Source organism: Nonomuraea soli, assembly GCF_013761175.1.
GTDB lineage: Bacteria > Actinomycetota > Actinomycetes > Streptosporangiales > Streptosporangiaceae > Nonomuraea > Nonomuraea soli.
In genome coordinates this window covers 799,382-825,933 of record NZ_JACDUR010000006.1, presented here as the reverse complement: position 1 = coordinate 825,933, position 26,552 = coordinate 799,382, and the positions used below count along the sequence as shown (strand labels likewise).

Genomic DNA, 26,552 nt, shown 5'->3' with positions numbered 1-26,552 from the left:
GGCGCTCGATCAACCGCAGCGACCCGGCAGGCAGGCGAGGTCGCGGTAGTGCTGGCCCCACCACGGGGGTGAGGGGATCTTGACCTCAAGACGGCAGTCTGCGTGACTGTGCCCGACGTGCCGAAACGCCAGATTTGTGGCCATGACGGTTCTCCTCGATCGCCCCGTACGGCAGGCGTCCGCCCGCCGCGATCCCTTCATCGACGTGTTGCGGATCTTCGGCATGGCGCTGGTGGTGCTGCAGCACTGGAGCATCCCGGTGCTCGCCTACGACGGCGCCCGGCTGGCCACCGGCAACGCCCTGGCCACGCCCGGCGTCTGGGTGATCACCTGGATCAGCCAGGTCATGCCGCTGGTCTTCTTCGCCGGCGGCGCGGCCAACGCCATCAGCTTCCGCAGGGCCGCGGGCACCGCGCCGATGTGGCTGGGGGTGCGGCTGCGGCGCCTGGCCTGGCCGCTGCTGCCGCTGGCCGCCGTCTGGCTGCCGCTCCCCCACCTGCTGGCCACGCTGGGCGTGCCGGAGCAGCCGCTGGAGACCGGCGCCAAGCTGACCGGGCAGCTGCTGTGGTTCCTGGCCGTCTACCTGATCGCCGTCACCGCGACGCCGCTGCTGATGCGCCTGCACGAACGGTTCGGCGCGCGGGTGCCGCTCGTGCTCGGCCTCGGCGCGGTCGCCACCGACCTGCTGCGCTTCGGCACCGGGGTCGACTCGCTGGGCTACCTCAACATCGTCTTCGTCTGGCTCGCCGTCCACCAGCTCGGCTTCCTCTACCGCGACGGCCTGCTGCGCCGTCCCGGCGTGCTGGCCCTGGCCGGGTACGGCACGGCGGCGCTGCTGGTGGCCTTCGGCCCCTACCCGGGCAGCATGATCGGGCTGCCGGGCGCCGAGATGTCGAACATGGCGCCGCCCACGCTGGCCATGCTGGCGGTCTCGGCCGGCCAGATCGGCCTGTTCACGCTGCTGCGCCCGTGGATCCTGCGCCTGCCGCTCGACCGGCTCGTCACGTGGGCGGGGCCGCGCATCATGACCGTCTACCTGTGGCACATGCCCGCCCTGTTCGCCGTCACCGGGATCGTGGTGGTCCTGGCGGGCGTGGAGACGCCGCAGCCGTTCAGCGGCGGCTGGTTCGCCGGATGGCCGCTGTGGCTGGCCCTGCTGTCGCTGGTGATGGCCGGGCTCCTGCGGGCCTTCGCGCGCTTCGAGGAGCCGCCCGCCCTGCCGTACCGCGCCCTGGGCTGGGGCGCCGCCCTGGCGGCGTCGGTGCTGGTCGGCGGCGCGCTGCTGACGCTCACGGTCACCGGCTTCGCGCCGGGGGTGGCCCCGCTCCTGGCGGTGGCGGCTCTGGGCGGGGGTCTGCTGATCACGCTGCCGCGAGTGCGGAACAATCAGCCGGTATGAGCCTGATTCGCCCCCTGCGTGACGACGATCTGACAGCCGTGCGGGACATCTACGCCCACTACGTGGCGCAGACGGTGGCCACCTTCGACGAGGTGGCCCCCGACCTGGACGCCTGGAGGGCCAAGGCGGGCGCCGTCACGGCCGCGGGGATGCCGTTCCTGGTGGCCGAGGCGGACGGCCGGGTGCTGGGTTTCGCCTACGCGGGCCAGTACCGGCCCAAGCCCGCCTACCGTCACACCGTCGAGGACACGATCTATCTGGCGCCCGAGGCCACCGGGCACGGGCTGGGCGGGCGGCTGCTGGCGGCGCTGATCGAGGGGTGCGCGGCGACGCCCGCCCGCCAGATGGTCGCCATGATCGCCGACACGGGGATCGCCGCCTCGGCGAAGCTGCACCTGCGGCACGGCTTCACCGAGGCAGGGCGGCTGGACCGGGTGGGATTCAAGCTCGGGCGCTGGGTCGACGTGGTGATCTACCAGCGGGAGCTAGTTTCCTGACGGGCTGGGCGCGGCGGGTGGTCGCGACAGCTGCGTCGGCGAAGGGCTCGGCAGGTCGGTGCGCAGGTACGGCTGCAGCAGCCGGCTCCACGAATCGGCCATCTTCGCGTATTCGTGCTCGCAGCGCTGCGCCCTGGCGACCGGCAGGTCCCCCTCCGACACCAGCGGCAGGAAGGCGTTGTGGTTGGAGCCGTACAGGTAGCACATGACGTTGTAGAAGCGCTGGCCGCTGAGGGAGTGCTCGTCGGCGAAGACGTCCTTGCCCAGCGAGCCGTCCTCGGCCTGCGCCATGCGGCCCCAGGCGTCCATCATGCTGATGATGCCGGTGTAGTCCTTGCTCTCCTCGGCCGCTCCGATGAGCACGAGCGCCGACAGCTGGTCGACCGCGTCCTCCTCCTTGCCGGTGGTCGGCAGGTCGTACAGGTCGATCAGGCCGTGGCCCAGCTCGTGGAAGAAGATGCCGTTGAGCGCGCCGACGACCCGCGCGTCCACCGCGTCCGTGCCCGGTGCCTGCTCGCCCTGCTCCGGCTGCGCGAACAGCTGCTTGAGATAGCCGGCCATCTCGTAACACATGGTGATCGACTTGTCGTCGGGGTTGTAGAAGGCGTTGACCGTGTCGCACTGCATGCCGGTGATCGGCACGTTGACGGGCGGGACGAAGCTGGTGTTGGCCGAGTCCGTCCACTGCTGGATCAGGTCGTGGTCCTTCATCAGCTTCTCGGCGCTCAGCAGGTCGCGGTTGCCCGGCGCCTCGTAGCCGGCGGTGAAGCGGAAGGTGGACACGGGGCTGGGCACACTCTTGCCGCCCGCCTGGCCGGAAGCCGACGGCGTGGCGGAGGCGCCCGTGGCCGCCCGCTGCGGCGGATTGCCGCAGGCGGCCAGGGACAGGGCCAGCACGCCGAGCACGATCAGTCTCATAGCGGTATGTAATCAGACGATCTCATCTTGTCACCGCTGGGGTCGGGTGAGATCGGTGTCCTGACTGGGCTCGGTTAAGTCGGTGAGATTATGGACGCGTGGACAACCTCCTCATTGACCGCTTGCCGGACGACATCGACGCCAGCCCCGACGACATCTTCTCGGCCTTCGCCGAGTGGAACTCCGAACGCGGCCTGACGCTCTACCCGGCGCAGGAGGAGGCGCTCATCGAGGTCGTCTCGGGAAGCAACGTGATCCTGGCCACCCCGACCGGCTCGGGCAAGTCACTGGTGGCGGCCGGCGCCCACTTCGCGGCCCTGACCAAGGACCAGCGCAGCTTCTACACCGCGCCGATCAAGGCGCTGGTCTCGGAGAAGTTCTTCGACCTGTGCGCGATCTTCGGCACCGAGAACGTCGGCATGATGACCGGCGACGCCTCGGTCAACGCCGGAGCGCCGATCATCTGCTGCACCGCCGAGATCCTGGCCAACCTGGCGCTGCGCGACGGTGAGCGTGCCGACGTGCACCAGGTCGTCATGGACGAGTTCCACTTCTACGCCGAGCCCGACCGCGGCTGGGCCTGGCAGGTGCCGCTGCTGGAGCTGCCGCAGGCGCAGTTCGTGCTGATGTCGGCCACCCTCGGCGACGTCTCCATGTTCGAGGAGGACCTGGCCCGGCGGACCGGCCGCCCCACGGCGGTGGTCAAGCACGCCGAGCGTCCCGTCCCGCTGATCTACTCCTACCGCATGACGCCCCTGCACGAGACGCTGGAGGAGATGCTCTCCACCGGCCAGGCCCCGGTCTACGTGGTGCACTTCACCCAGGCCGCGGCGATGGAGCGGGCGCAGTCGCTGATGTCGATCAACATGTGCTCGAAGGCCGAGAAGGAGGCCATCGCCACGATGATCGGCAGGTTCCGGTTCACGACCAAGTTCGGCCAGGCCCTGTCCCGTCTCGTACGGCACGGCATCGGCGTGCACCACGCGGGCATGCTCCCGAAGTACCGCCGTCTGGTCGAGCGCCTGGCCCAGGCGGGCCTGCTGAAGGTCATCTGCGGCACCGACACGCTGGGCGTGGGCGTCAACGTGCCGATCCGCACCGTGCTGTTCACCGCGCTGTCGAAGTACGACGGCAACAAGGTGCGCCGCCTGCGCGCCCGCGAGTTCCACCAGATCGCCGGACGCGCCGGACGCGCCGGCTTCGACACCATCGGCTACGTCTCCTGCCAGGCGCCCGAGCACGACATCGAGAATGCCAAGGCCCTGGCCAAGATCGGCGATGACCCGAAGCGGCGGCGCGGCTACGCGCGCAAGAAGCCGCCGGAGGGCTTCGTCGGCTGGAGCGAGGAGACCTTCGCCAAGCTCCAGGAGGCCGAGCCCGAGCCTCTGGGCTCGCGCTTCAAGGTCAGCAACGCCATGCTGCTGGCCGTCATCAACCGGCCGGGCGACTGCTTCCAGGCCATGAAGAAGCTGCTCACCGACAACCACGAAGACCGCAAGTGGCAGCGGCGGCACATCAGCCAGGCCATCGCCATCTACCGCTCGCTGCTGGCCGGCGGCATCGTCGAGCAGCTGCCCGAGCCCGACGAGCAGGGCCGCCGCGCCCGGCTGACCATCGACCTGCAGGAGGACTTCGCCCTCAACCAGGCGCTGTCCACCTTCGCGCTGGCCGCGATGGACCTGCTCGACCGCGAGTCGCCCACCTACGCGCTCGACATGGTCTCCATCGTGGAGTCGATCCTGGAGGACCCGCGGCAGATCCTGTCGGCCCAGCTGAAGAAGGCGCGCGGCGAGGCCGTGGCGCAGATGAAGGCCGACGGCATCGAGTACGACGAGCGCATGGAGCTCCTGGCCGAGGTCATGTACCCCATGCCGCTCGAGACCCTGCTGCTGGGCGCCTACGAGACCTACCGGCGCGGCCACCCGTGGGTCGCCGACTACACCGTCAGCCCCAAGTCGGTCATCCGCGACATGTACGAGCGGGCGATGACCTTCACCGAGTACATCTCCTTCTACGAGCTGCCGCGCTCGGAGGGCACGGTCCTGCGCTACCTGGCCGACGCCTACCGCACGCTGTCGCGCACCATCCCCGAGCACCTCAAGACCGACGACCTGGTCGACCTCATCGAATGGCTCGGCGAACTGGTGCGTCAGGTCGACTCCTCGCTCATCGACGAGTGGGAGAAACTGGCCAACCCCGCCGAGGCGCTGGAGCGCGAGCAGGAGCTCGAGACCAAGGTGCGCCCGGTCACCGGCAACCCGCGCGCCTTCCGCGTCCTGGTGCGCAACGCCATGTTCCGCCTGGTCGAGTTGGCCGCCATGGACCGGCAGGAGGAGCTGGAGGAGCTCTACCCCGACCGCGACTGGGGCGCCATGCTCGACGCCTACTACGACGAGCACGACGAGATCATCATGGACGGCGACGCGCGCGGGCCCAACCTGCTGCGCATCACCGAGGAGACGGGCCTGTGGAAGGTGCGGCAGGTCGTCCTCGACCCCGACACCAACGGCGACTGGGGCTTCGACGCGGAGATCGACCTGGCCGCCTCCGACGAGGAGGGCCGCGCGGTCGTGCACGTCCTGGGGCTCAACCGGCTGTGACGACGAAGGCGTGTGCCGGAACGGACTGGCAAGGACGTCCCGGCACACGCCTGTCTCTTCAGTGTTGTCCGGCTATGGTCGGAGTCTCGTCATGAGAATGTCGCAAGATCGGGACAATCGCCGGTCAGCAGGCCGCGATCTCACAGATCTTGCCGAGCATGCGAGTAGCGTCCTTGGTCTGTCGCGCGTAGTCACCACCGGACGGCTTGCCCCACTCCCCGCCCTGCGTGTAGATCACGATCGCGTTGGCCCTGCGCGCCACGATCGCCCGCTCGCCGCCGATGCGCGCCTTGCTGCCCTGGTAGTACTGCCCGCGCACCGCCAGCGCCTCGTCGCCCAGCGCCCGCGCCGAGGCCGCGAACCGGTAGGAGCCCGCGCCGTAGTCCTTGCGCACGGCACACGTGCGCACCGCCGCACGAAGCTCGCCCATCGCGCCCTCGGCCGCCTTGACCGACGAGTAGACGATCACCTGCTCGGTCTTGGAGAAGTCGGGCACCGCGGTGTACACGACGGTCTTGGCCGCCGCACGCCCCTTCTGCGCCAGACCCGCCCGGTTGCACGGGTTGACCGCGAACAGGGCGCCCTTGCGGGCGCTGACCTGCCAGGAGGTCTCCGGGTCGTTGTCCTTCTTGGCGGCCTGCCCCTCGTACAGCAGGAAACCGTTGGGGATGGTCAGACCAGCGGCGACGGCGAAAAATAGGATCAGGTTCACCGGGCACATGATGCCAAAATGGGCAGGTGCACGACGAAGAAATCAGACGGACCATCGGGTTGCTCGCCCAGGACGACACCCTTCGCGCCTTCGCCGGCCTCGTGCTCGGCTCCTGCGACGCCCCCGACGAGGTGCTGCAACGCCTCGAACGCGGCGGCCTGGCCGTACGGCAGGACGACGGGGCCTGGCAGGCGCGGCCGACGCGGTTCCGCGAGATCCTGCAGGCCACGGCGGCTCCCGCCCCCAAGCTCAGCCCCGAGGAGAAGGTGCTGCGCACCTTCCTGGGCGACGGGCGGCTGCGCGAGATGCCGATGAAGCGTGACAAGCGGCGCATCGTGCTGCAGTACATCGTGCGGGTCTTCGAGCCCGGCGTGCGTTACCCCGAGAAGGACGTCAACGTGGCGTTGCGGGCCTTCCACGACGACTACGCCGCCCTGCGGCGGTACCTGATCGACGAGGACCTGCTCTCGCGCGAGGACAACGTGTACTGGCGCAGCGGCGGGCCGGTCGACCTGTAGCTCCGGGCTCCCGGTTTCAGGTGCCCGGCCTGACCGGGGGTTGCGGACGCAGGATGCGCCTGCGCCGCTCGGTCAGCCCGGCCAGCCACTCCTCGTCATAGACGTAGCCGTACCTGCTCGACCCCCAGACCGGCCCGTACCGGTAGATGACGACACGGCGCTCCCCCGGATTGTTCCTCGTCGCGCCACCATGCAGCAGGGCGTCGGTGAACAGCAGCGCGTCCCCCTTGCCCAGATGCACCGGCTCGGCGCCCGGCAGATCCTCGGGGTGGCTGGAGGCGGCCATCGGGTGCGGCAGGTTCGACTTGTGCGAGCCGGGCACCACGATGGTCGGCCCGTCACCCGGGCCGATGTCGGTGAGGGCGAGCAGGATGTTGACCATGCCGCAGCGGAAGACGCCGTGGCTGTAGCCGTACGCCGTGCGCAGCGCCGAGCGGTGCCCGCCGGAGTGCAGGCCGTGGCGGCCGCCGCTGTGACGCACCGAGGCGATGGTCTCGTCGACGAAGACGCCCTCGACGTAGCTGCCCTCCTCGCCCGCGTAGTGCCTGACCAGGTCGTACCAGCTCGGGTGGTCGATCAGCTCCTCGAACGGCGGCCCGGCCGCGACGGCCTGGTGCAGCTCGTAGCCGCTCTCGCCCGTGTAGTCGCGCCGCTGCGCGCCCCGGTGCCAGCCGCCGCGCTCCAGCTGCCGGGGGAAGGCGTCGACCTCGGCGTTGAGCCTGGCGAGCAGGCTCGCGTCGACCGCGTCACGCAGGATCAGGTAGCCGCGCAGGTCGAACAGGAAGTCGTCGAGCTCCCCCACCGGCGATCACCCTCCAGAGACGTCGGACTCCTCGCTCACCACACCGTCGTCGGGGTCGTCGAGCCAGCCCTCGGGCAGCAGCACCTTGGAGCGCTCGCCCGACTTGCCCCGCGGGGTGTCGGTGTTGGGCGGCCACGGCTGCCCCTGGTCGAGATTGTTCGTGACGCGGCGGAACTCGTCCACCGACTCCACGCTCGTCAGCTCCCGCCGCAGCTCGGCGCCGACGGTGAAGCCCTTCAGGTACCAGCCGACGTGCTTGCGGAAGTCGACCACCGCCGAACGCTCGCTGCCCAGCGTGCCGACCAGCGCCTCCAGGTGGCGGATCATCACCTCGGCCACCTCGCCCAGCGCCGGCCTGGCCCGCTCGGCGCTGCCGTTGAAGGCGTTCCGCAGGTCGCGGAACAACCACGGGCGGCCCAGGCAGCCCCGCCCGACCACGACGCCGTCGCAGCCGGTCTGCGCCACCATGCGCATCGCGTCGTCGGCGCACCAGATGTCGCCGTTGCCCAGCACCGGGATCTGCGTCACTGTCTCCTTCAGGCGGGCGATGTGGCTCCAGTCGGCGGTGCCGCCGTAGTGCTGCCTGGCCGTACGGGCGTGCAGCGCGACCGCGGCCACGCCCTCCTCCTGCGCGATCCGGCCCGCGTCGAGGTAGGTCAGGTGGTCGTCGTCGATGCCGGTGCGCATCTTGATCGTCACCGGCAGCGCCCCGGCGTTCGCGACCGCGTTCCTCAGGATGCGGCGCAGCAGATTGCGCTTGTACGGCAGAGCGGACCCGCCGCCGCGCCGGGTGACCTTGGGCACCGGGCAGCCGAAGTTCAGGTCGATGTGATCGGCCAGGTCCTCGTCGACGATCATCTTCACGGCGCGGCCGACCGTGTCGGGGTCTACGCCGTAGAGCTGGATGCTCCTGGGTGATTCGCCGGGGGCGAACCTGATCATGCGCATCGTCTTGACGTTGCGTTCCACCAGGGCGCGGGTGGTGATCATCTCGCAGACGTAGAGCCCTGCGGCATCGACCACCCCAGGCACCCTCGGGCCCGGAACGCCCCACCCGGGGTGCGACGCGGCAGCGTGTTGCACGTCCCCATGGTCATCGCCGTGGGCACCCCCTCGGGCGCCCTCGCGCGCATCCCGGCGGGCATCGCCATGCACGCCCCCGCGGACATCCCCCTGCTCAGTGCCTTGCTCGTCGCCTTGGACATCCCGACAAACCACCCGGAACGCCGCATTCGTGATGCCCGCCATCGGCGCCAGCACCACCGGCGGCCACACCCCAATCGGCCCAATCTTCACTCCCACAGTTGTAGCGCAGCCCGGCCCCAGAGCGTTATTCGCGGCTACGCTGGAACCGATGCTTCTCCGTCTGCGACTCTCCCTCCCCGACCGGCCAGGATCGCTCGGGCAGGTCACCCACGTCCTGGGCCAGTCGGGTGCCGACATCACCCAGCTCACCGTCCTCGACCGCGGCGCCGGCCGCGCCGTCGACGACCTCACCGTCTTCTGCCCCGACGGCCTGTCACGCGAGGCCCTCACCAAGAGCCTCCAGACCATCCCCGGCGTACACGTCGAAGGCGTCTGGACCACCCGCGAGGCCCCCGGCACCTATCCGGAGCTGGAAATCCTCAAATACATCACCACAGCCGGCGAACGCGGACTCTCCACGCTCGTCGACTCCCTGCCGGTGCTCTTCAGCGCCGACTGGGCCGCCGTCACCACCCCCGAACGCCCCGTGTACGCCAGCTGGAGGGCCCCCACCGACATCCCCCTCCCCGCAGAAACCCCACCCCGTCCCGCAGCCTCTACCCTCACCTCGGACCTCCACGTCATCACCGCCCCACTCCCACCCCTCGCCCTCACCCTGCTCCTGGCCCGCGCCGACGGCCCCTGCTTCCACCGGATCGAAGTGCACCGCCTGACGCGCATCCTCGAGATCTTCCTCAGCCTGCCGGGCACCGAACGCGCCATCTCACGCCGGACCTCCAGCGGGGACGCAAGCACCCCTGGAGTCGGGTAAAGTACTTCCTGCAGCGACACGCGGAAGTGGCTCAGGGGTAGAGCATCACCTTGCCAAGGTGAGGGTCGCGGGTTCGAATCCCGTCTTCCGCTCGGAGTCTCTTCGGAGATTTTGGACGATTAGCTCAGCGGGAGAGCGCTTCCCTGACACGGAAGAGGTCACTGGTTCAATCCCAGTATCGTCCACCATCTTTTTCTCCCACCCTCCCCTTTCAAAGGCATGGGCTTCCTGGGAACTGGCGCTTCGCGCCTGGTGAGTCAGGCTCCCCTCATTGGGGGCCGAGCCCCCAAACCCCAGCCGGGGCTGCCGCCCCGGACCCCGCATGGTTGCGCACTTCCAAACTCGCGGGAGTAAAGGGGTGGTGACTGGCCCCTGGACACATGCAGCCACCGTGACTTGGCGAATAACGTGGCGGCGCTCGACTTCTCGTCTGTAGGTCTGATTGCTCTCGGCCCGCAGAGTCTGGTTCGCCTGGGGCTCATGGGTGCGTCGGCGAGCTCGAGTCTCTTCACCGCCCAGTCACCAGCCGTCCAAGCAGAGCTGCTACTTGGCGGGCTTATCAATCTTCTCCGCGTGACGCCCTCGCTCTCCTTCAGAGGGTGTCGCAGCTGAGTCCTGTCGAGCCGACTCATAGGCGGCGCCAACCCCCGGCTCCAGCTCAGATGGGCACCAACACAAGAATCCTGGAGACAGCGACAAGGGTGCGCACAGTGGCAGGAGGCGCTGCGGGGCTGGCCGTCAGCTGAAGCCGTCGCCGGCGCAGGGCAGCGTGCTCGCCCCACACACGCAACCGCATTTGACGCCACGCCCCCACCCATGATTCCTTGGCTGCAGGCCGGCGGGCGGCCAGCAGGGCGGAAAGAACCGTCAGCACCCGAGGTTTCTCTCGAATCCCCGAGTCCTGGAACGGTCATGCCCTACCTCACTCTTCTTCGCCGCCCGCACGTCACCCGCCTCCTCTCCAGCTCTCTCATCGGCCGTCTCCCCACCGCTATGGCCGCGCTCGCCATCGCCCTGGTTCTGCGCGAGGCCGGGATGGATTACCGGCTTGTTGGTCTGGCTACGGGCGCGTATGCCGTGGCGGGGGCCGTGGGTGGGCCGTTGCTGGGGCGGGTGGTCGATCGGGTGGGGCAGTCCGGGGTGCTGGTGGTGGCCGCTGTGGTGTCGGCGGTGGGGTTCGCGTTGGTGGCGCTGGCTCCCGGGGTGGCCTTCTGGGCGGTGGCCGGGGCGGTGCTGGCGGGGGCTGCCACGCCGCCGCTGGAGCCGTGTTTGAGGGCTCTGTGGCCGGAGCTGGTAGATGAGGGGGAGCTTGACGCCGCCTACGCGATGGATGCGGGGGCGCAGGAGATCGTGTTCGTGGCGGGGCCGCTGCTGGTGGGCGGGATGGCGGCGTTCGGGGCGGGGCGGCCGGCGTTGTGGGTGGCGGCCGTGCTGGGGCTGGTGGGGTCGCTGGCGATGGCGAGTGCGTCACCCTCGCGGCGGTGGCGCGCCGGAGCGCGGTCGGCCGACTGGCTGGGGCCTCTGCGTAGCCGGGCGTTGGTGGTGCTTCTGGTGGCGCTGGCGGGTTCGGGGTGGGCGCTCGGGTCGTTCAACGTGTTCGCCGTCGCCTACGCCGAGGCGCGCCCGCTGCCCGGCGGGGCGGGGCTGCTGCTGGCGTTGTCGGCGCTGGGGGCGCTGATCGGAGCGGTGAGTTTCGGGGTGATCCGGTGGAAGGCGTCGGCGGCGATGAAGGCCTGGGTGCTGGCCGCGGGGATGGCGGCGACGTACTGGCTGGTCGTGCTCGTGCCGGGGGCCGTGGGGATGTGCTTGATCGCGCTGGCGACCGGGGTGTTCTTCGCGCCGCTGTTGTCGGTGTCGTTCGGGCTGGTGGGGCAGCTGGCTCCGGCGGGGACGACGACGGAGGCTTTCGCGTGGCTGGTGACGCTGATCGGTACGGGGATCGCGGGCGGATCGGCGGTGGGCGGGGCGCTTCTGGACGGTGGTGCGAGTGGTCCGGGCGGCGCGCTGCTTGAGAGTGGTGCGCTCGCCCGGGAGGCGGCTGTGGGGGCGGTTGGGGTGACGGTGTGCGCGATCCTGCTGCTGGCGGCACGGCGGGTGATCACGAAGGAAGCGAGAGTCACGGTTCGGTAACGAGCATTCCTGCAGGTCGCATAGGGTTGGGTGGTACGTCACCAAGCAGGGAGACAACAGGGAGATCAGTGAGCAAGCTACGCAGCGCCCTCCTCATCGTCGTGGCGGCCGTGGTGGCCGTCGCGGCGGGTCAGGCGCTGGCCGCGCCCGCCGGGGCAAGCGAGGAGGGACCGCAGACCGTCGTCGTTTCCGTGAGGCCGGACAGCACCCGATAGCGCGGGCGATTGAGCTGGACGGGAGCGGGATGTCGGGCGAGGCCGTGGAGCGTTATGTCGGCGGCTGGATCGGGACGATCACCGACGTCACGGACCGCGTCACCGATCTCCACCGTGCTCTGCGCCAGGGTGAGAACCTCGCCGCCCGCCTGCCGTACGAGCCACCCGCCTGCCGTACGAGCCGACCGCCTGCCGTACGAGCGCCCCTACCCGCTCTCGAAGGAGTCGGAGCGCGCCCTAGGCGTCACCGCAGGCCGACCGCCCACGGCGGGTCGGCTCCCGGTACCTCGCAGGTCCGCGCCGCCGCTCTGACCCCGAGCTCCAGCGCCCGCTTCACGATCTCGGGGGTGAGCCCGTCGAGTCGCCCGCCGAGCTCGCCGGAGGCGGCGAGCGCGTGCAGCAGCCCGGCGGTGAACGTGTCGCCCGCGCCGACGGTGTCGACGACGTCGATGACCGGTGCGGGCACCTCGATCTCCGTGCCGTCCAGCGACGCCCTGGCCCCACGCGCGCCGAGGGTGACCACCACGAGCCTCACTCCCTGCTCGTGCCATCGCTCGCATGCCTGCCGCGCCGTCAGCCCGAGGTGGTCCAGGTCCTCCTCGCTGACCCTGATGAGGTCGGCGAAGGCCGCCCATCGCGGCAGCGCGGCCAGGTACCGGGCCGCCGGCACGATCGACGGGCGCACGTTGGGGTCGACGGAGATCGTGGCGTGCGGGCGAGCCAGGGTGAACAGCTCCTCGACCTGCGGGGCGAGCGCCAGCGTCAGCGAGCCGCCGTGCAGGCAGAGGCTTTCGTACGGCACGCGCGCCGAGAGCTCGTCGGCGGTCCATGCCCAGTCGGCGGTGCCGTCGACGTAGAAGGAGTACGAAGCGCTGCCGCAGGCGTCGAGGGCGGCGATGGCCAGGCTGGCCTGCTCGGAGGCCTCCACGACCTGGCTCAGGTCGACGCCGGAGCCGAGGAGATGGTCGCGCAGCAGGTCGCCCGCCACTCCCCCGGCGAGCCTGCCGAGGTAGCGCGTGGGGGTGCCGAGCCTGGCCAGTGCGACGGCGGTGTTGAGGGGCCCGCCGCCGGGCCGTACGCGCAGATCGAGACGGCCGGGTCCGGGAGTGGCGAAGGCATCGGCGACGGCCTCGCCGATCACGGTCACGGTCGCGGTCATCGCTCTTCCCTTGGCTCTGGGGGAAGACTGTAGCGTGATCGGCATGAGCCTGCCCAGCCGTGCCCACGTGGTGATCATCGGCGGTGGAGCCGTCGGCACCAGCGTCGCCTACCACCTGACCGCTCTGGGCTGGACCGACGTGGTCCTGCTCGAACAGGGCAAGCTCTCCTCCGGCACCACCTGGCACGCCGCCGGGCTGGTGGGCCTGCTGCGGGCCAGCGAGAGCGGCACCCGGCTGGTGCAGTACTCCGCCGAGCTCTACCAGCGCCTGGAGGCCGAGACGGGCCTGGCCACCGGCTACAAGGCGTGCGGCGGCCTGATCGTGGCGCGCACGAAGGACCGCATGGTCCAGCTGAAGCGCACCGCCGCGACGGCGGCCGCGTTCGACCTGGAGTGCGAGCTGCTGACGCCCGCGCAGGCCGGGGAGATCTATCCGATCCTGCGCACCGACGACCTGCAGGGCGCGATCTGGCTGCCGGGCGACGGCACGGTCAATCCGACCGACCTGACCCAGTCGCTGGCCAAGGGGGCCAGGCAGCGCGGCGCGCGGGTCTTCGAGCGCACCCGCGTGACCGGCATCGAGCCCGGCTACACGGTGGTCACCGACCAGGGCACGATCGAGGCGGAGGTCGTCGTCAACTGCGCGGGCCAGTGGGCCAAGGCGGTGGGCGCGATGGCCGGGGTGAACGTGCCGCTGCACTCGGCCGAGCATTTCTACGTCGTGACGGAGCGGATCGAGGGTGTGCGGCCCGACTATCCGATCCTGCGCGACCCCGACGGCTACACCTACGTCAAGGAGGAGGTCGGGGGCCTGGTGGTGGGCGGGTTCGAGCCGGAGGCCAAGCCGTGGGTCTCCCCCGACAGCCTGCCGTACCCTTTCGAGTTCCAGCTCCTGGAGGAGGACTGGGAGCACTTCGAGGTGCTGATGAACAGCGCCCTGCACCGGCTGCCGGTGCTCAACGAGACGGGGATCAAGAAGTTCTACAACGGCCCGGAGAGTTTCACGCCCGACAACCAGTTCATCCTCGGCGAGGGGGCGAGGAACTTCTTCGTCGGAGCCGGGTTCAACTCCGTCGGCATCGCGAGCGCGGGCGGGGCGGGCAGGGCGCTGGCGGAGTGGATCGTCGCCGGTGAGCCGACGATGGACCTGGGCGGCGTCGACATCCGGAGGTTCGGCCCGTTCAACGGCAACAACCAGTGGCTGCGCGCCCGGGTGGCGGAGGTGCTCGGGCTGCACTACGAGATCCCGTGGCCCAACCGCGAGCTGGCCACGGCCAGGCCGTTCCGCCGCTCGCCCGTGCACCACCTGCACGAGGGGGCGTTCTGGGGGTCGAAGCTGGGCTGGGAGCGGGTCAACGTCTTCTGCCCCGAGCCGGTCGTGTACTCGTGGGGCCGGCAGAACTGGCAGCCGTACGCCGACGCCGAGCACCGGGCCTGCCGCGAGGACGTGGCGCTGTTCGACCAGACCTCGTTCGGCAAGCTCCTGGTCAAGGGCGCCGACGCCGAGCGCGGGCTGCAGTGGGTGTGCACCAACGACGTGGCGGTGCAGCCGGGGCGCACGGTCTACACGGGGGTGCTCAACGAGCGCGGCGGCTACGAGGCCGACGTCACCGTGACCAGGCTCGCCGCCGACGAGTACCTGTGGGTGACCAGCGCGGGCAGCGTCTACCGCGACCTCGACCATCTGCGGCGGCACCTGCCTGGCTCGGTCGCGGTGGTCGACGTGACCGCCATGTACGCGGTCTTCGGCGTCATGGGTCCGCGCAGCCGGGAGCTGCTGCAGAAGCTGACCCGCGTCGACCTGTCGCACGCGGCCTTCCCGTTCGGCACCAGCCAGGAGATCGACCTGGGTCCGTACACCGTGCGGGCGACCAGGATCACCTACGTGGGCGAGCTGGGCTGGGAGCTGTACGTGCCGGTGGAGTTCGCCGTCGGCGTCTACGAGCTGCTCCTGGAGGACAACCCCACGCGGGCCGGCTACTACGCGATCAACTCGCTGCGGCTGGAGAAGGGCTACCGGGCGTTCGGCGCCGACATCGGGCCCGACGACAACCCGGTCGAGGCGGGGCTGACGTTCACCTGCAAGGACGGGCCGTACCTGGGGCGCGAGGCGGTGGAGAAGGCGACCAGGAGGCGGCGGCTGGTGTCGTTCGTGGTGGACGACCCCGAGGTGATGTTGTGGGGCGGCGAGCTGGTGCTGCGCGACGGGGAGCCGGCGGGCCGGATCACCTCGGCGGCGTGGGCGGCGACCACCGGGTCGTGCGTGGCGCTGGGGTACGTCGACGGGACCGAGGGGCGGTTCGAGGTCAACGCCGGCGGTGACGTACGGCAGGCGAGGCTGCACCTGCGCCCGCCGTACGACCCGGGGAACGAGAAGATCAGAAGGTGACGGGCAGCCGGTCGACCCCGCTGGTGAGCTTGTCCGGCTGGCGTTGGATCTGCTCCACCGGTATCGCCAGCCGCAGCCCCGGGCAGCGTTCGACGAGCTTGCCGAAGACCACCCGAAGCTCGATGCGGGCCAGCGGGGCGCCGATGCAGTAGCGCAGCCCGTGACCGAACGTGATGTGGTGGGCGTTGTCCCGGGTGATGTCGAAGCGGTCCGGCTCGGGGAACGCCTGGGCGTCGTGGTTGGCCGCCGAGGTGTCGAGCACGACCAGATCGCCGGTTTTCACGGCCGCCCCGCAGATGTCCAGGTCGGTGCGGGCGTAGCGCGGGATCACGCCGATCGCGTCGGCGGGCGTGCGCAGCATCTCGTCCACCGCACCCTGGATCAGTTCCGGCCGTTCGACGAGCAACTCCCACTGCGACCGGTTCTCCAGCAGGAAGAGCGCCCCGAGCTCGATGGCGACGACCGTGGTCTCGTGCCCGGCGAACAGCATCGCCATGGAGAGCATGGCGATCTCGTCGTCGGACACCGTGTCGATCATGCGGGAGATGAAGTCGTCACCCGGCTCCTTGCGCTTGCGCCGGACCAGCTCCTGCCCGTAGCCGTACAGGGCGAACAGGCCCTGCTCCGACAGCTCGCGGTTGGTGACGTCCGAGGTCTGCTGGCTCCACGCGCGAAACTGCGGACGGTCCTCGTACGGCACGCCCAGCAGCTCGCAGATCACCAGGATCGGCAGCGGCAGGGCGAGCGCCTCGCACAGGTCGGCGGGCGAGGTCATCGCGTCGATCAGCTGGTCGGTGAGGGCCTCCACGCGAGGGGTGAAAGCCCGCATGCGTTTGGGCGAGAAATGCGGCTGGAGCAGCTCGCGCATCCGGGCGTGTTCTTCGAGTTCGGTCTCGAAGCCGCCGCGGGGCCCGCCGAACAGCGCCGACTCGCCGGTGCGCGCGGCGTTCGCCGGATCGGGATGGGAGCGGCCCAGCCGTTCGTCCGACAGGTACTTCTTGACCTCCTCGTAGCCGGTGACCAGCAGGGCCTCGTGCCCGACGCGGGTGCGGACGCGATGCACGGGGCCCTGCGCGGCCAGTGCGCGTAACAGCGGGGGGACTTCCAGCGGATGCTCAGCCGGGAACGGCAGCTGTGGAGTCATGCCCCCAAGAAATCATCGAAGGAATGCCGCCGCCACCCCCGCGTCGACCGGGATGTGCAGGCCCGTGGTGTGGCTGAGCTGGGTGAGCAGGAACACCGCCTGGGCGATGTGCTCGGGCAGTACCTCACGCTTGAGCAGTGTGCGCTGGGCGTAGTACTCGCCCAGCTTCTCCTCCTCCACTCCGTAGACGGCCGCCCGGTTGGCGCCCCAGCCGGAGGCGAAGATGCCAGAGCCGCGCACGACGCCGTCCGGGTTGACGCCGTTGACGCGGATGCCGTGGGCGCCGAGTTCGGCGGCCAGCAGGCGCACCTGGTGGGCCTGGTCGGCCTTGGCCGCGCCGTAGGCGACGTTGTTCGGTCCGGCGAAGACGGCGTTCTTGGAGGAGATGTAGACGATGTCGCCGCCGAGGCCCTGGGCGATCATCACCTTGGCGGTCTCGCGGGCGACCAGGAAGGAGCCGCGGGCCATGACGTCGTGCTGCAGGTCCCAGTCGGCGACGCTGGTCTCCAGCAGGCTTCTCGACAGCGACAGCCCGGCGTTGTTGACCACCAGGTCCACCCCGCCGAAGGCCAGGACCGCCTGCCGTACGGCATGGGCGATCTGCTCCTCGCTGGTCACGTCGGCCTGGACGGCCAGCGCCACGTCGGCGTTGCCGAGTTCGGCGGCGACCTTCTCCGCCGAGCCGAGGTCGCGGTCGGCGACGACGACGCAGGCACCCTCGGCGGCGAGCCTGCGCGCGGTGGCGGCGCCGATGCCGCTGCCGCCGCCGGTCACGAGGGCGACGCGGGCGGCCAGCGGCTTGGGCGGGGGCATGCGCCGGAGCTTGGCCTCCTCCAGGTCCCAGTACTCGATGCGGAACTTCTCCGACTCGTCGATGGGCGCGTAGGCGGAGATCGCCTCGGCGCCGCGCATCACGTTGATGGCGTTGACGTAGAACTCGCCGGCGACACGTGCGGTCTGCTTGTCCTTGCCGAAGGAGTACATGCCGACGCCGGGCACCAGCACGATCGCCGGGTCTGCGCCGCGCATCGCGGGTGAGCCTTCAACGGCGTGACGCCGGTAGTAGGCCGCGTACTCCTCGCGGTAGGCCGCGAACTGCGCCTGGACGTCTCCGGAGGGGTCCAGGACGAGCGGGGCGACCTTGGTGCGCAGGAAGTGGTCGGGGCAGGAGGTGCCCAGCGCGGCGAGCTCGGCCAGGCGCTCGCGGGAGACGAAGTCGAGCACCTCGGGTGTGTCTGTGTAGTGGCCGACCTGGGGGCGGTCGGTGGAGGCCAGGCCTCGGACCAGCGGGAACAGCTCGGCTGCCGTGGCCAGGCGCTCCTCGGCCGGCAGGGGCTCGCGCACGAGCGCCCCGAAGGGGTCGGGGCGGCCGTGCTCGGCGATGTACCGCTCCGCCGTACGGATGATCTCCAGGCTGTTGGCCTGGCACTCGTCGGAGGTGTCGCCCCAGGCGGTGATGCCGTGGCCGCCGAGGATGACGCCGATGGCCTGCGGGTTGGCCGCCTTGACGGCGGCGATGTCGAGGCCGAGCTGGAAGCCTGGCCGGCGCCACGGCACCCACAGCACCCGCTCGCCGAAGATCTCGCCGGTCAGTCGCTCGCCGTCGGCGGCGGTGGCGATGGCGATGCCCGCGTCGGGGTGCAGATGGTCGACGTGGACCGCGTCGACCAGGCCGTGCATGGCGGTGTCGATCGAGGGGGCGGCGCCGCCCTTGCCGTGCAGGCAGAAGTCGAAGGCGGCGACCATCTCGTCCTCGCGCTCGACGCCCGGGTAGACGTCGGTCAGCGCGCGCAACCGGTCGAGCCGCAGGACGGCCAGGCCGGGCTCGGTCAGCGTGCCCAGGTCGCCGCCGGAGCCCTTGACCCACATCACGTCGATCTCGGAGCCGGTCACCGGGTCGGTGTCGGCGCCCTTGGCGGAGGCGTTGCCGCCCGCGTAGTTGGTGTTGCGCGGGTCGGCGCCGAGCGTGTGACACCGGTCGAGCAACTGGTCGACACTGCTGTTCGTAGTGGGGTTCATGGTGGTTCTCAGGCCCCCCAGCCTGCTTGCGCGCCGCCGACACGGTCGGCGCAGATCTTCTCGAAGTAACCGGATCGGGCGTAGGCGCCCATGGGGTCGGGGTCCAGGCCCATGCTCTCCCGCAGGGAGGCGAGCATCGGCCGCACGTCGGTGTTGTAGGCATCCATGAGCACGGCGTTGGCGCCGAGCACGTCGCCCTCGCTCTGCGCGGTGGCCAGTGCGTGGCGGTCGAGCAGCAGGGCCTTGGCGGTGGCCTCCTGGACGTTCATCACCGAGCGGATCTGGCCGGGGATCTTCGGCTCGATGTTGTGGCACTGGTCGAGCATGAACGCCACGTGCGGGCCGTACCCTCCGCCGCCGATCACCTCGACCATGATGCGGAACAGCTGGAACGGGTCGGCGGCGCCGACCATCAGGTCGTCGTCGGCGTAGAAGCGGGAGTTGAAGTCGAACCCGCCGAGCTTGCCCTCACGCAGCAGGAACGCGACGATGAACTCGATGTTGGTACCCGGCGCGTGGTGGCCGGTGTCGACCACGACCTGCGCCTTGGGGCCGAGCTTGAGGCAGTGCGCGTAGGCGGTGCCCCAGTCGGGCACGTCGGTGGCGTAGAAGGCGGGCTCGAAGAGCTTGTACTCCAGCAGGAAACGCTGGCCGTCGCCGAGGCGGTCGTAGACCTCCTTGAGCGATTCGGCCAGGCGGTCCTGGCGGGCGCGCAGGTCGTCCTGGCCGGGGTAGTTGATGCCGTCGGAGAACCACAGCTTGAGCGTGTCGGAGCCGGTGGCGTCCATGATCTCGACGCATTCGAGCAGGTGGTCGGTCGCCTTGCGCCGTACGGCCTTGTCGGGGTGCGTCACGCTGCCGAGCTTGTAGTCGTCGTCCTGGAAGACGTTGGAGTTGATCGCTCCGATGGCGACGCCGTGGTCACGGGCGTGGGCGGCGAGGTGGGCGTAGTCGTCGACCTTGTCCCAGGGGATGTGCAGGGCGACCGTGGGGGCGACGCCTGTGAAGGCGTGCACCTGGGCCGCGTCGGCGAGCTTCTCGTAGGGGTCGCGCGGCACGCCTTGCTGGGCGAAGACCTTGAAACGCGTGCCGGAGTTGCCGTACGCCCACGAGGGCGTCTCGATGTGCTGCTCGCGTAGCCGGGAGGCTGTGTCCATGGGGGTCCCCGATTCAGCTGAGATGGAAGATCTCGGTCAGCGGCGTCATCTGCTCGTCCGGCCGCCCGGATTCGAAGAAGGGCGCCATCTCCGCCTGCCAGCGCGCGTTGACCTCGGTGGCGTCCATGCCCTTCAGGGCGGCCTCGAAGTCGTCGGTCTCCAGGTAGCCGACCAGGAGACCGTCGTCGCGCAGGAACAGGCTGTAGTTGCGCCAGCCCGTCGCGCCGAGGGCCGCCAGCATCTCCGGCCAGACCGCCTCGTGCCGCTTCTTGTACTCCTCCAGGTGCTCCGGCTTGACCCTGAGCAGGAAGCAGACTCTCTGCATGACCTCACGTCCACGAAAAACGTTTTAATGTCTGCCAGGAAGGTAGGACGCGCCAGATCCCCTGTCAATTGCGGTTTCTGGATTATTTCGTTTTAATCATGCTCCATGACGGTGAGCATCAAGGAGGTCGCCGAGCACGCGGGCGTCTCCCCGGGCACGGTGTCCAACGTGCTGAACCGGCCCGACAAGGTGGCCGCCGCCACCCGCAGCCGGGTCGAGGCGGCCATCCGCGAGCTGGGTTTCGTACGGCACGGCTCGGCTTCGACCCTGCGCGCGGGGCACAGCAGGACCATCGGCCTGTCCGTGATCGACATCGGCAACCCCTTCTTCACCGACGTGGCGGCCGGCGTCGAGGACGTGGCCAGCGAGCTCGGCTACGCCGTCATCCTCGGCAACTCGGCCGGCTCGCGCGTCAAGGAGGAGCGCAACCTGCTCGTCCTGGCCGAGCAGCGGGTGCGCGGCGTGCTCATCACCCCCTCCGACGAGGACCTGGCCAGGCTCGACCGGCTGCGCGAGCGCGGCATCCACGTCGTGCTGGTCGACCATCCGCCGCACCGTCCCGACCAGTGCTCGGTGGCCGTCAACGACCTGGCCGGCGGCCGCGCCGCCGTGGAGCACCTGGTGCGGCGGGGCAGCGAGCGCGTCGCCTACGTGACGGGCCCGCTCACCATCCGGCAGTGCCAGGACCGGCTCGCGGGCGCCCGGCAGGCGCTGCCCGCGGGGATCGAGGTCGTGGAGATGGGCGCGATGAACGCGCGGGCGGGCGAGCAGGCCGCGGCCAAGCTCGTGGCCTCGGGCGAGCTGCCCGACGCCGTCTTCTGCGCCAACGACCTGCTGGCCCTCGGGATGTTGCGCGGGCTGCTGCAGGCCGGAGTGCGGGTGCCCGAGCAGGTCTCGCTCGTCGGCTACGACGACATCGACTTCGCCTCCGCCTCCGCCGTGTCGCTCACCTCGATCAGGCAGCCGACCTACCAGCTCGGGAAGGTGGCGACGGAACTGCTGCTCGACGAGTGCGACAACCCCGTCACCCACGCGCACCAGCAGATCATGTTCCAGCCCGAGCTGATCGTGCGGGAATCCACCCGATGACCCGGTTCGCCGCCGTCGACCTGGGCGCCTCCAGCGGGCGGGTGATCGTCTCCGACGCCTCGCTGACGCTCACCGAGGTGCACCGCTTCCCGAACGGGCCCGTCGAGCGGGGCGGCTCCCTGCACTGGGACATCCGCGGGCTGTTCGGGCAGATCGTCGACGGCCTGCGCAGGGCCGGGCCCGTCGACTCGATCGGCATCGACTCCTGGGCCGTCGACTACGGGCTGCTCGACTCCTCAGGGGACCTGCTCGGCGACCCCTTCCACTACCGCGACAGCCGTACCGACGGGGTGATGGACGGCGTCCCGCGCGAGCTGCTGTACGGCGTCAGCGGGCTGCAGTTCCTGCCTTTCAACACCGTCTACCAGCTGCTGGCCGACCGGCGGCTCGACGCGGCCTCGGTGATGCTGCTCGTGCCCGATCTGCTCACCTACTGGCTGACCGGGTCGGTCGGCGCCGAGGTCACCAACGCCTCCACGACCGGGCTGCTCGACGTGCGCACGCGGACGTGGTCGTCGTCGCTGATCGCCGAGCTGGGCCTGCCCGCCGGGATCTTTCCCGAGATCCGCCGGCCCGGAACGGCCGCCGGCGTGGTCAGGCCCGGCCTGCTCGGGTGGAGCGCCCCCGTCACCGCGGTCGCCTCCCACGACACCGCCTCCGCCGTCGCCGCCGTCCCGGCCTCCCCCGGCTCGCGCTTCGCCTACATCTCCTGCGGCACCTGGTCCCTGGCCGGGGTCGAGCTCGCCTCGCCCGTACTGTCGCCCGAGAGCCTCGCGGCCAACTTCACCAACGAGGCAGGGATCGACGGGACCATCCGCTACCTGCGCAACGTCATGGGCCTGTGGCTGCTGCAGGAGTCGCTGCGGGTGTGGGGGCTGACCAACGCCGACCTGGGCGACCTGCTGCGGGCCGCCTCCGCCGAGCCCGCCTTCGCCTCCGTGGTCGACCCCGATCTTCCCGCGTTCCTGCCGCCCGGCGACATGCCCGCCCGCATCGCCGCCGAATGCGCCAGGACCGGGCAGCCGGTGCCCTCCACACCGGCGGCGTTCGTCCGGTGCATCCTGGAGAGCCTCGCCCTCGGCCACCGCGCCGCCATCCGCCAGGCGGTGGAGCTGAGCGGGCAGGAGGTCGAGGTCGTCCACCTCGTCGGCGGAGGCTCGCGCAACGCGCTGCTGTGCCAGCTGACGGCCGACGCGTGCGGCCTGCCCGTCGTGGCCGGCCCCGTGGAGGCCACGGCGCTGGGCAACCTCCTGGTCCAGGCGCGTACGGCAGGCGTGGTCGGGTCGTCGTCCGAGATGCGGGCGCTCGTCGCCTCGACGCAGCGATTGGAACGATTCGAGCCGTCGGGCTCCGATGCGGCGGCCTGGGAGGAGGCGGAGGCTCGCATCGGGCTGCTCTGCGGGCGATAGCGGCATGATCCGCGCCTTCGCGCAGGTCGTGCGCGACCTCGGCCCGCTGTGACCTTCCCGGTTCAGACCCTGACCGGTTCCGGGGCGGTACGCGCCAGCGGGAGGAAGGAGATGAACAGGATGACGGCGCCGACCGGGATGAGGTCCTTGTCGATGAAGGGCATCAGCAGGTCGATCAGGACCAGGAAGGGGGTCCAGATCTTGACCCGGCGCTTCACGGCCAGCTGGATGATCAGGGCGAGCTGGCCGACGTAGAACAGGTAGGGCCCGGCGTCGTAGACGGCCAGGGAGACACCCGGCAGTTCACGCACCTGGCGGATGATCATGGACATGCCGTAGTGGTCGGTGGCCATCAGGCCGGCCACGATGTCGACCACGAACTGGGCGATCAGCGCCACGGCGCCGGTGATGGCGAGACCGGCCAGCAGCGTGGACAGGGGCCCGCCGCCTGCCATGCGGCGGAGCTGGACGAAGATGGAGACGAACAGCAGCAGGGCGGCGACGAAGGCCAGGTGGCCGGTGGTCCAGGCCGGACCGGGCCCGCGTTCTCCGTCGAGCCCGTCGAGGATGCGGATCACGCCATAGGTCAGCGTGAGAGCAGGAGCGGCGACGAAGGCCGCGCGTGCGTTCATGGGGATTGGTCCTTGGGGATGAAGGGGGCAGTGGGCCCGGGGGGCGGGCCCACTGCTTTCAGGCGGAGGCCGGGCGGTAGTCCAGCACGATGGCTCCCGAGCTGAAGGCGGTCGTCCCGGCGAGCTGCCAGGCGCTGGTGTCGACCCCTTCGGGGAACATGCGCTTGCCCGCGCCGACGACGACCGGGTGCAGCCACAGCTTGAGCTCGTCGACGAGCCCGAGCTTGATCAGCGAGTTGGTCAGGTCGCCCGCGTAGGTCAGGATGTCGCCGTCGTGGCGCTCCTTGAGCGCGGCCACCTCACCGGCGAGGTCGCCGGTGATGATCGTGGAGTTGTTCCACTCGGCCTTGTCGAGCGTGGCCGAGACCACGTACTTGGGCAGGGTGTTCATCCGGACGGCGAACTCGCCCTCGGTCTCCTCCATGTGCGGCCACACCTCGGCGAAGCCCTGGTACGTCACCCGGCCGAACAGCAGGGCGTCGCTGGAGAACAGCCGCTCGTTCGCGTACGCGGCGTGCTCGTCGTTCCAGTAGGGGCCGGTCCAGGACGGGTCCTCGACGACGCCGTCCAGCGAGATGTAGACCAGCGAGACGATCTTGCTCATATGTCGCTCCAAGAGATCGGTGAGGGATGTCAGGGTGAGCCTTCGCCGCCGGGGGCGGGGATGGCGTGCTCGGCGGCCCTGCTGACCTCCTCCCACCCCGCCCAGACCTCCATCCGGCGGCGTGAGATGTCGAAGGCCAGGTCGTAGACCATGCTGCCGAGCAGCAGCCGCAGCGGAGGCTCCTCGGAGTCGACGAGCCTCAGCATCGCCTCGGCCGCGAGCCGCGGATCGCTGTCGATCGACCCTTCGGCCCACTGCCTGGCCAGTTCCTCCCGAAGCGGGCCGTACGGCTCGGCCGGGGTGGTCGAGGTCATGCTGGTGTACAGGTCGGTCCAGTAGCCGCCCGGCTGGACGATGCTGACCTTGACCCCGAAGACGGCCGCCTCCATCGCCAGCGCCTCGCTCATGCCCTCCAGCGCGAACTTGCTCGCGCTGTACAGGCCCGTGCTCGGGAAGCCGCCCAGGCCGCCGATGCTGGAGATCTGCACGATGTGGCCGGAGCCCTGTTCGCGCATCAGCCCCATGGCCGCCTGGCTGACCCACAACGCGCCGAAGAAGTTGACCTCCAGCTGGGCGCGGGCCTCGGCCTCCGTGAACTCCTCCACCATGCCCGCCGACATGGTGCCGGCGTTGTTGATCACGATGTCGAGCCGCCCGAAGTGCTCGGCCGCGGTGGCCACCGCGGCGAACACCGCCGCCCTGTCGGTCACGTCGACCGCCAGGGGCAGCACGCGGTCGCCGTGGGACTCGTCGAAGTCGCCGCGCGCGGCGCTCCGGGAGACGGCGACCACCCGGTCGCCCCGCTCCAGCGCGGCCACGGCATAGGCACGGCCCAGGCCGCGGCTGGCGCCGGTGATGAACCAGGTGCGTGCGGAGGAAGAAGGCATTCGAGAAACTCCTAGGCTCACACGAGACAAGACGAGTCGTCTTGTCTCGTGTGGTGGACAGTACAAGAGATGGGCAGCTTATGCAAGACGGTGCGTCTCGTCTTCTAGTGGGTGATGACCAGCGGCAGGGTGATCGAGGTGCCGGCGAGGTCGACGGAGACCCTCGCCCCCGTAGCGCTCTCGCCGCTGCCGAGCGCGGGCTGCGCCAGGTCGGCGTTGGTGCCGGTCAGCACCAGGCCCAGCCGGTGCCCGGCCTTGAACTCGTAGTCCTGCGGCAGCAGGTCCCAGGTGACCTGGTACGGCCTGCCCGGCGTCAGCGGCGCCGAGCGGCTCAGCGACCTGCGGTTCTGCGCGTCGATGAGCCCGCGGGAGACCACCTGGTAGGCGGAGGTGATGGTGTTGTCGGCGGCCCTGACGTAGCAGCTGCTGTCGTCGTCCGTGCTCTCACCCACGCAGTCCTGGCCCTCGACGAGCTTGAGCCCCTGGGCCTGGGCGGGGTCGACACCGTGGATCCGGGTGTCGACGCCGTAGTCGACGAGCAGGACGCCCAGATTGGCGGTCGGCTTGTCCAGGGTGACCTTGAGACTCACCCTCGGCGTTCCCGACAGGCGCACCGGCTCCTCCAGCGGCGGGGTCAGGTAGGCCAGCCGGTTCGGGTCGGCGGTACCGGGGCTGCCGGCCATCGCGAGCTCGCTCTGGCCGGTGTCGAGATAGCCGCCCCGGCCCTTCGAGCGGGCGGGGGCGAGCGAGCCGTCCGCCTGCGGCCGCAGAGTCACGCTCCTGGCCGGGGCGGGCCAGTCGGCCTGGGTGATCCAGCGGCCGGGGCCGAGCTGCACGTCGGCGCGGGGCTCGCGCGTGATGCCGTTGTCGATGCCCATCAGCTCGTGGTCGAACCACCGGTGCAGGGTGGCGACCCACGCCTCGCGGCGGGCCCAGAAGGGGTCGAGGTGACCGTACTGCGTCACCCACACCTTTCGCTCCACCGTTCCGGGAAGCTGCTCCCACCAGGTGGAGAACTGGTTGCCCATCACGTTGCGGTCGTGCAGGCCGACCACGGAGAAGACGCTGGCCCGCACGTTGCGCGCGGTGAGACGGTAGTCGAGCTCACGCCAGTAGCCGTTGTAGTCGCCGGTGGCGTCGTCAGAAGCCTCCGTCATGCCCTGCCGTACGGCGGCGCACTTGCCTTCCGGGTCCGCGTCGATCAGCTTGGCCATGAACGCCTGGCCGCCGCGGAAGTCGGTGATGGTGCCGTTGAGGCGCCACATGTCGTACCAGCTGCTCGGCCCGGCGAGCGGCACGATCGTCTCCAGACCCCGCACGCCGGTGCCGGCGACGCCCATGGCGAGCCCGCCCTCGTACGAGTGGCCGATCATGGCGGTCCTGCCGGTCGTCCAGTCGGCCCTGACCGGCCTGCCCTGGGCGTCGTAGGCGGTGGCGCGGCCGTTGAGCCAGTCGATGACGGCCTTGCCGCCCGCCACGTCCGAGGGACCGCCACCGGTCGGGCAGCCGTCGGACAACCGGGTGCCGATCATGTCGACGGAGATGAACGCGTATCCGCGCGGTACGAAGTAGTTGTCGTAGAACAGCGGGAACTTCGTCAGGTTCCCGTCCGCGCCGTACGTCTTCCTGTCCAGCTGGAATCCGACACCGGGCGTGTCGAAGTACGGGCTCTGGTGCATGATCACCGGAACCCTGGAGCCGGTCCTGGGCCGGATGATGTCCACCCGGACTTGGTCCTTCCTGCCGTCGCCGTCGCTGTCGACCGGCGACTCCACCCGCACGTGCTCGCGGATGGCGTCGGCGTAGGAATGGACGGGCCGCGTGCCCGCCCTCGCGGTGGCGGGGGCGGCGGGAACCCCCGCGACCGCGATCACGGTCGCGAGGGGGACGGCGGCGAGTCGATGGGGAATGGTCACGTAAGTCCTGTCTG

Annotated in this window: 23 protein-coding genes and 2 tRNA genes; 12 read left to right on the top strand and 13 right to left on the bottom strand. The window is 70.3% G+C overall.

The annotated features are described in order from the left end of the window. Positions 1-142 precede the first annotated feature (142 nt). Positions 143-1,399 carry an acyltransferase family protein gene (locus HNR30_RS31925; protein ID WP_181613745.1) on the top strand — a complete coding sequence of 419 codons (1,257 nt, stop codon included), beginning with the start codon at positions 143-145 and terminating at the stop codon, positions 1,397-1,399. Continuing rightward, positions 1,396-1,896, top strand: coding sequence for a GNAT family N-acetyltransferase (locus tag HNR30_RS31920; protein WP_181613744.1), 501 nt, complete (start codon positions 1,396-1,398; stop codon positions 1,894-1,896). The genes HNR30_RS31925 and HNR30_RS31920 overlap by 4 nt, the downstream gene beginning before the upstream one ends. Here HNR30_RS31920 and HNR30_RS31915 read toward each other — a convergent pair. After that, the gene (locus HNR30_RS31915) at positions 1,885-2,814 is read right to left on the bottom strand and encodes a DUF4344 domain-containing metallopeptidase (protein ID WP_181613743.1); all 930 of its coding nucleotides are present in this window, start codon (positions 2,812-2,814) and stop codon (positions 1,885-1,887) included. The genes HNR30_RS31920 and HNR30_RS31915 overlap by 12 nt on opposite strands. A 98-nt stretch (positions 2,815-2,912) precedes the next feature. Here HNR30_RS31915 and HNR30_RS31910 point away from each other — a divergent pair, with 98 nt between their 5' ends. Continuing rightward, positions 2,913-5,414, top strand: a complete 2,502-nt coding sequence (locus HNR30_RS31910; protein ID WP_181613742.1) for a DEAD/DEAH box helicase — start codon at positions 2,913-2,915, stop codon at positions 5,412-5,414. Positions 5,415-5,538: 124 nt separating this feature from the next. On the opposite strand, the gene HNR30_RS31905 is transcribed toward HNR30_RS31910, so the two are convergent. Next, complete coding sequence (locus HNR30_RS31905; RefSeq protein ID WP_181613741.1) at positions 5,539-6,126, bottom strand: hypothetical protein; 588 nt, start codon at positions 6,124-6,126, stop codon at positions 5,539-5,541. A gap of 26 nt (positions 6,127-6,152) precedes the next feature. On the opposite strand from HNR30_RS31905, the gene HNR30_RS31900 reads away from it, so the two are divergent. Continuing rightward, complete coding sequence (locus HNR30_RS31900) at positions 6,153-6,644, top strand: DUF2087 domain-containing protein (protein ID WP_181613740.1); 492 nt, start codon at positions 6,153-6,155, stop codon at positions 6,642-6,644. A 16-nt stretch (positions 6,645-6,660) separates the two neighbouring features. On the opposite strand, the gene HNR30_RS31895 is transcribed toward HNR30_RS31900, so the two are convergent. After that, positions 6,661-7,446: a phytanoyl-CoA dioxygenase family protein gene (locus tag HNR30_RS31895; protein ID WP_181613739.1), complete on the bottom strand. Its 786-nt coding sequence runs from the start codon at positions 7,444-7,446 to the stop codon at positions 6,661-6,663. Between the two features lie 6 nt (positions 7,447-7,452). Then, on the bottom strand, positions 7,453-8,694 hold the full coding sequence (dusB, locus tag HNR30_RS31890) for a tRNA dihydrouridine synthase DusB (protein WP_181613958.1): 1,242 nt from the start codon (positions 8,692-8,694) through the stop codon (positions 7,453-7,455). A gap of 106 nt (positions 8,695-8,800) precedes the next feature. Between dusB and HNR30_RS31885 the strand changes: the two genes are divergently transcribed. The 5 genes from HNR30_RS31885 to HNR30_RS31865 all read left to right on the top strand — a co-directional run bounded on the left by HNR30_RS31885 (position 8,801) and on the right by HNR30_RS31865 (position 11,808). Then, positions 8,801-9,463 (top strand): ACT domain-containing protein, encoded by a 663-nt coding sequence (locus HNR30_RS31885; protein ID WP_181613738.1) that lies wholly within the window; start codon positions 8,801-8,803, stop codon positions 9,461-9,463. A 20-nt stretch (positions 9,464-9,483) separates the two neighbouring features. Next, positions 9,484-9,555 (top strand) — tRNA-Gly (locus HNR30_RS31880). A gap of 21 nt (positions 9,556-9,576) precedes the next feature. Further along, positions 9,577-9,651 (top strand) — tRNA-Val (locus tag HNR30_RS31875). Between the two features lie 628 nt (positions 9,652-10,279). Continuing rightward, on the top strand, positions 10,280-11,593 hold the full coding sequence (locus HNR30_RS31870) for an MFS transporter (RefSeq protein ID WP_312894777.1): 1,314 nt from the start codon (positions 10,280-10,282) through the stop codon (positions 11,591-11,593). Between the two features lie 68 nt (positions 11,594-11,661). Further along, complete coding sequence (locus HNR30_RS31865; protein ID WP_181613736.1) at positions 11,662-11,808, top strand: hypothetical protein; 147 nt, start codon at positions 11,662-11,664, stop codon at positions 11,806-11,808. A gap of 244 nt (positions 11,809-12,052) precedes the next feature. Here the strand turns inward: HNR30_RS31865 and HNR30_RS31860 are convergent, their stop codons facing one another. Beyond that, positions 12,053-12,967, bottom strand: coding sequence for a carbohydrate kinase family protein (locus HNR30_RS31860; RefSeq protein ID WP_181613735.1), 915 nt, complete (start codon positions 12,965-12,967; stop codon positions 12,053-12,055). A gap of 43 nt (positions 12,968-13,010) precedes the next feature. Here HNR30_RS31860 and HNR30_RS31855 point away from each other — a divergent pair, with 43 nt between their 5' ends. Next, entirely contained in the window at positions 13,011-15,356 is a 2,346-nt protein-coding gene (locus HNR30_RS31855; RefSeq protein ID WP_181613734.1) for a GcvT family protein, read from the top strand. Here the strand turns inward: HNR30_RS31855 and HNR30_RS31850 are convergent. From HNR30_RS31850 to HNR30_RS31835, 4 genes are read right to left on the bottom strand one after another with little or no spacing between them, the layout of a single operon-like run. Further along, complete coding sequence (locus tag HNR30_RS31850) at positions 15,346-16,500, bottom strand: cytochrome P450 (RefSeq protein ID WP_181613733.1); 1,155 nt, start codon at positions 16,498-16,500, stop codon at positions 15,346-15,348. The genes HNR30_RS31855 and HNR30_RS31850 overlap by 11 nt on opposite strands. Before the next feature lie 12 nt (positions 16,501-16,512). Then, positions 16,513-18,519 (bottom strand): bifunctional aldolase/short-chain dehydrogenase, encoded by a 2,007-nt coding sequence (locus HNR30_RS31845; RefSeq protein ID WP_181613732.1) that lies wholly within the window; start codon positions 18,517-18,519, stop codon positions 16,513-16,515. Between the two features lie 8 nt (positions 18,520-18,527). Then, a complete protein-coding gene (gene rhaI, locus HNR30_RS31840; protein ID WP_181613731.1) occupies positions 18,528-19,676 on the bottom strand; it encodes an L-rhamnose isomerase in 1,149 nt (382 codons plus the stop codon). Between the two features lie 13 nt (positions 19,677-19,689). Next, on the bottom strand, positions 19,690-20,001 hold the full coding sequence (locus HNR30_RS31835; protein ID WP_181613730.1) for an L-rhamnose mutarotase: 312 nt from the start codon (positions 19,999-20,001) through the stop codon (positions 19,690-19,692). 105 nt (positions 20,002-20,106) lie between these two features. On the opposite strand from HNR30_RS31835, the gene HNR30_RS31830 reads away from it, so the two are divergent. After that, positions 20,107-21,090 carry a LacI family DNA-binding transcriptional regulator gene (locus HNR30_RS31830; RefSeq protein ID WP_181613729.1) on the top strand — a complete coding sequence of 328 codons (984 nt, stop codon included), beginning with the start codon at positions 20,107-20,109 and terminating at the stop codon, positions 21,088-21,090. Beyond that, on the top strand, positions 21,087-22,499 hold the full coding sequence (locus HNR30_RS31825) for a rhamnulokinase (protein ID WP_181613728.1): 1,413 nt from the start codon (positions 21,087-21,089) through the stop codon (positions 22,497-22,499). Before HNR30_RS31830 ends, HNR30_RS31825 begins: the two co-directional genes overlap by 4 nt. Positions 22,500-22,561: 62 nt before the next feature. Here the strand turns inward: HNR30_RS31825 and HNR30_RS31820 are convergent, their stop codons facing one another. From HNR30_RS31820 to HNR30_RS50385, 4 genes are all read right to left on the bottom strand, one after another. Next, positions 22,562-23,131, bottom strand: coding sequence for a hypothetical protein (locus HNR30_RS31820; RefSeq protein WP_181613727.1), 570 nt, complete (start codon positions 23,129-23,131; stop codon positions 22,562-22,564). A gap of 58 nt (positions 23,132-23,189) precedes the next feature. After that, positions 23,190-23,735: a dihydrofolate reductase family protein gene (locus HNR30_RS31815; RefSeq protein WP_181613726.1), complete on the bottom strand. Its 546-nt coding sequence runs from the start codon at positions 23,733-23,735 to the stop codon at positions 23,190-23,192. Between the two features lie 29 nt (positions 23,736-23,764). After that, positions 23,765-24,622 carry an SDR family oxidoreductase gene (locus HNR30_RS31810; RefSeq protein ID WP_181613725.1) on the bottom strand — a complete coding sequence of 286 codons (858 nt, stop codon included), beginning with the start codon at positions 24,620-24,622 and terminating at the stop codon, positions 23,765-23,767. 104 nt (positions 24,623-24,726) lie between these two features. Then, positions 24,727-26,538 (bottom strand): CocE/NonD family hydrolase, encoded by a 1,812-nt coding sequence (locus HNR30_RS50385; protein ID WP_181613724.1) that lies wholly within the window; start codon positions 26,536-26,538, stop codon positions 24,727-24,729. Between the last annotated feature and the right edge of the window lie 14 nt (positions 26,539-26,552).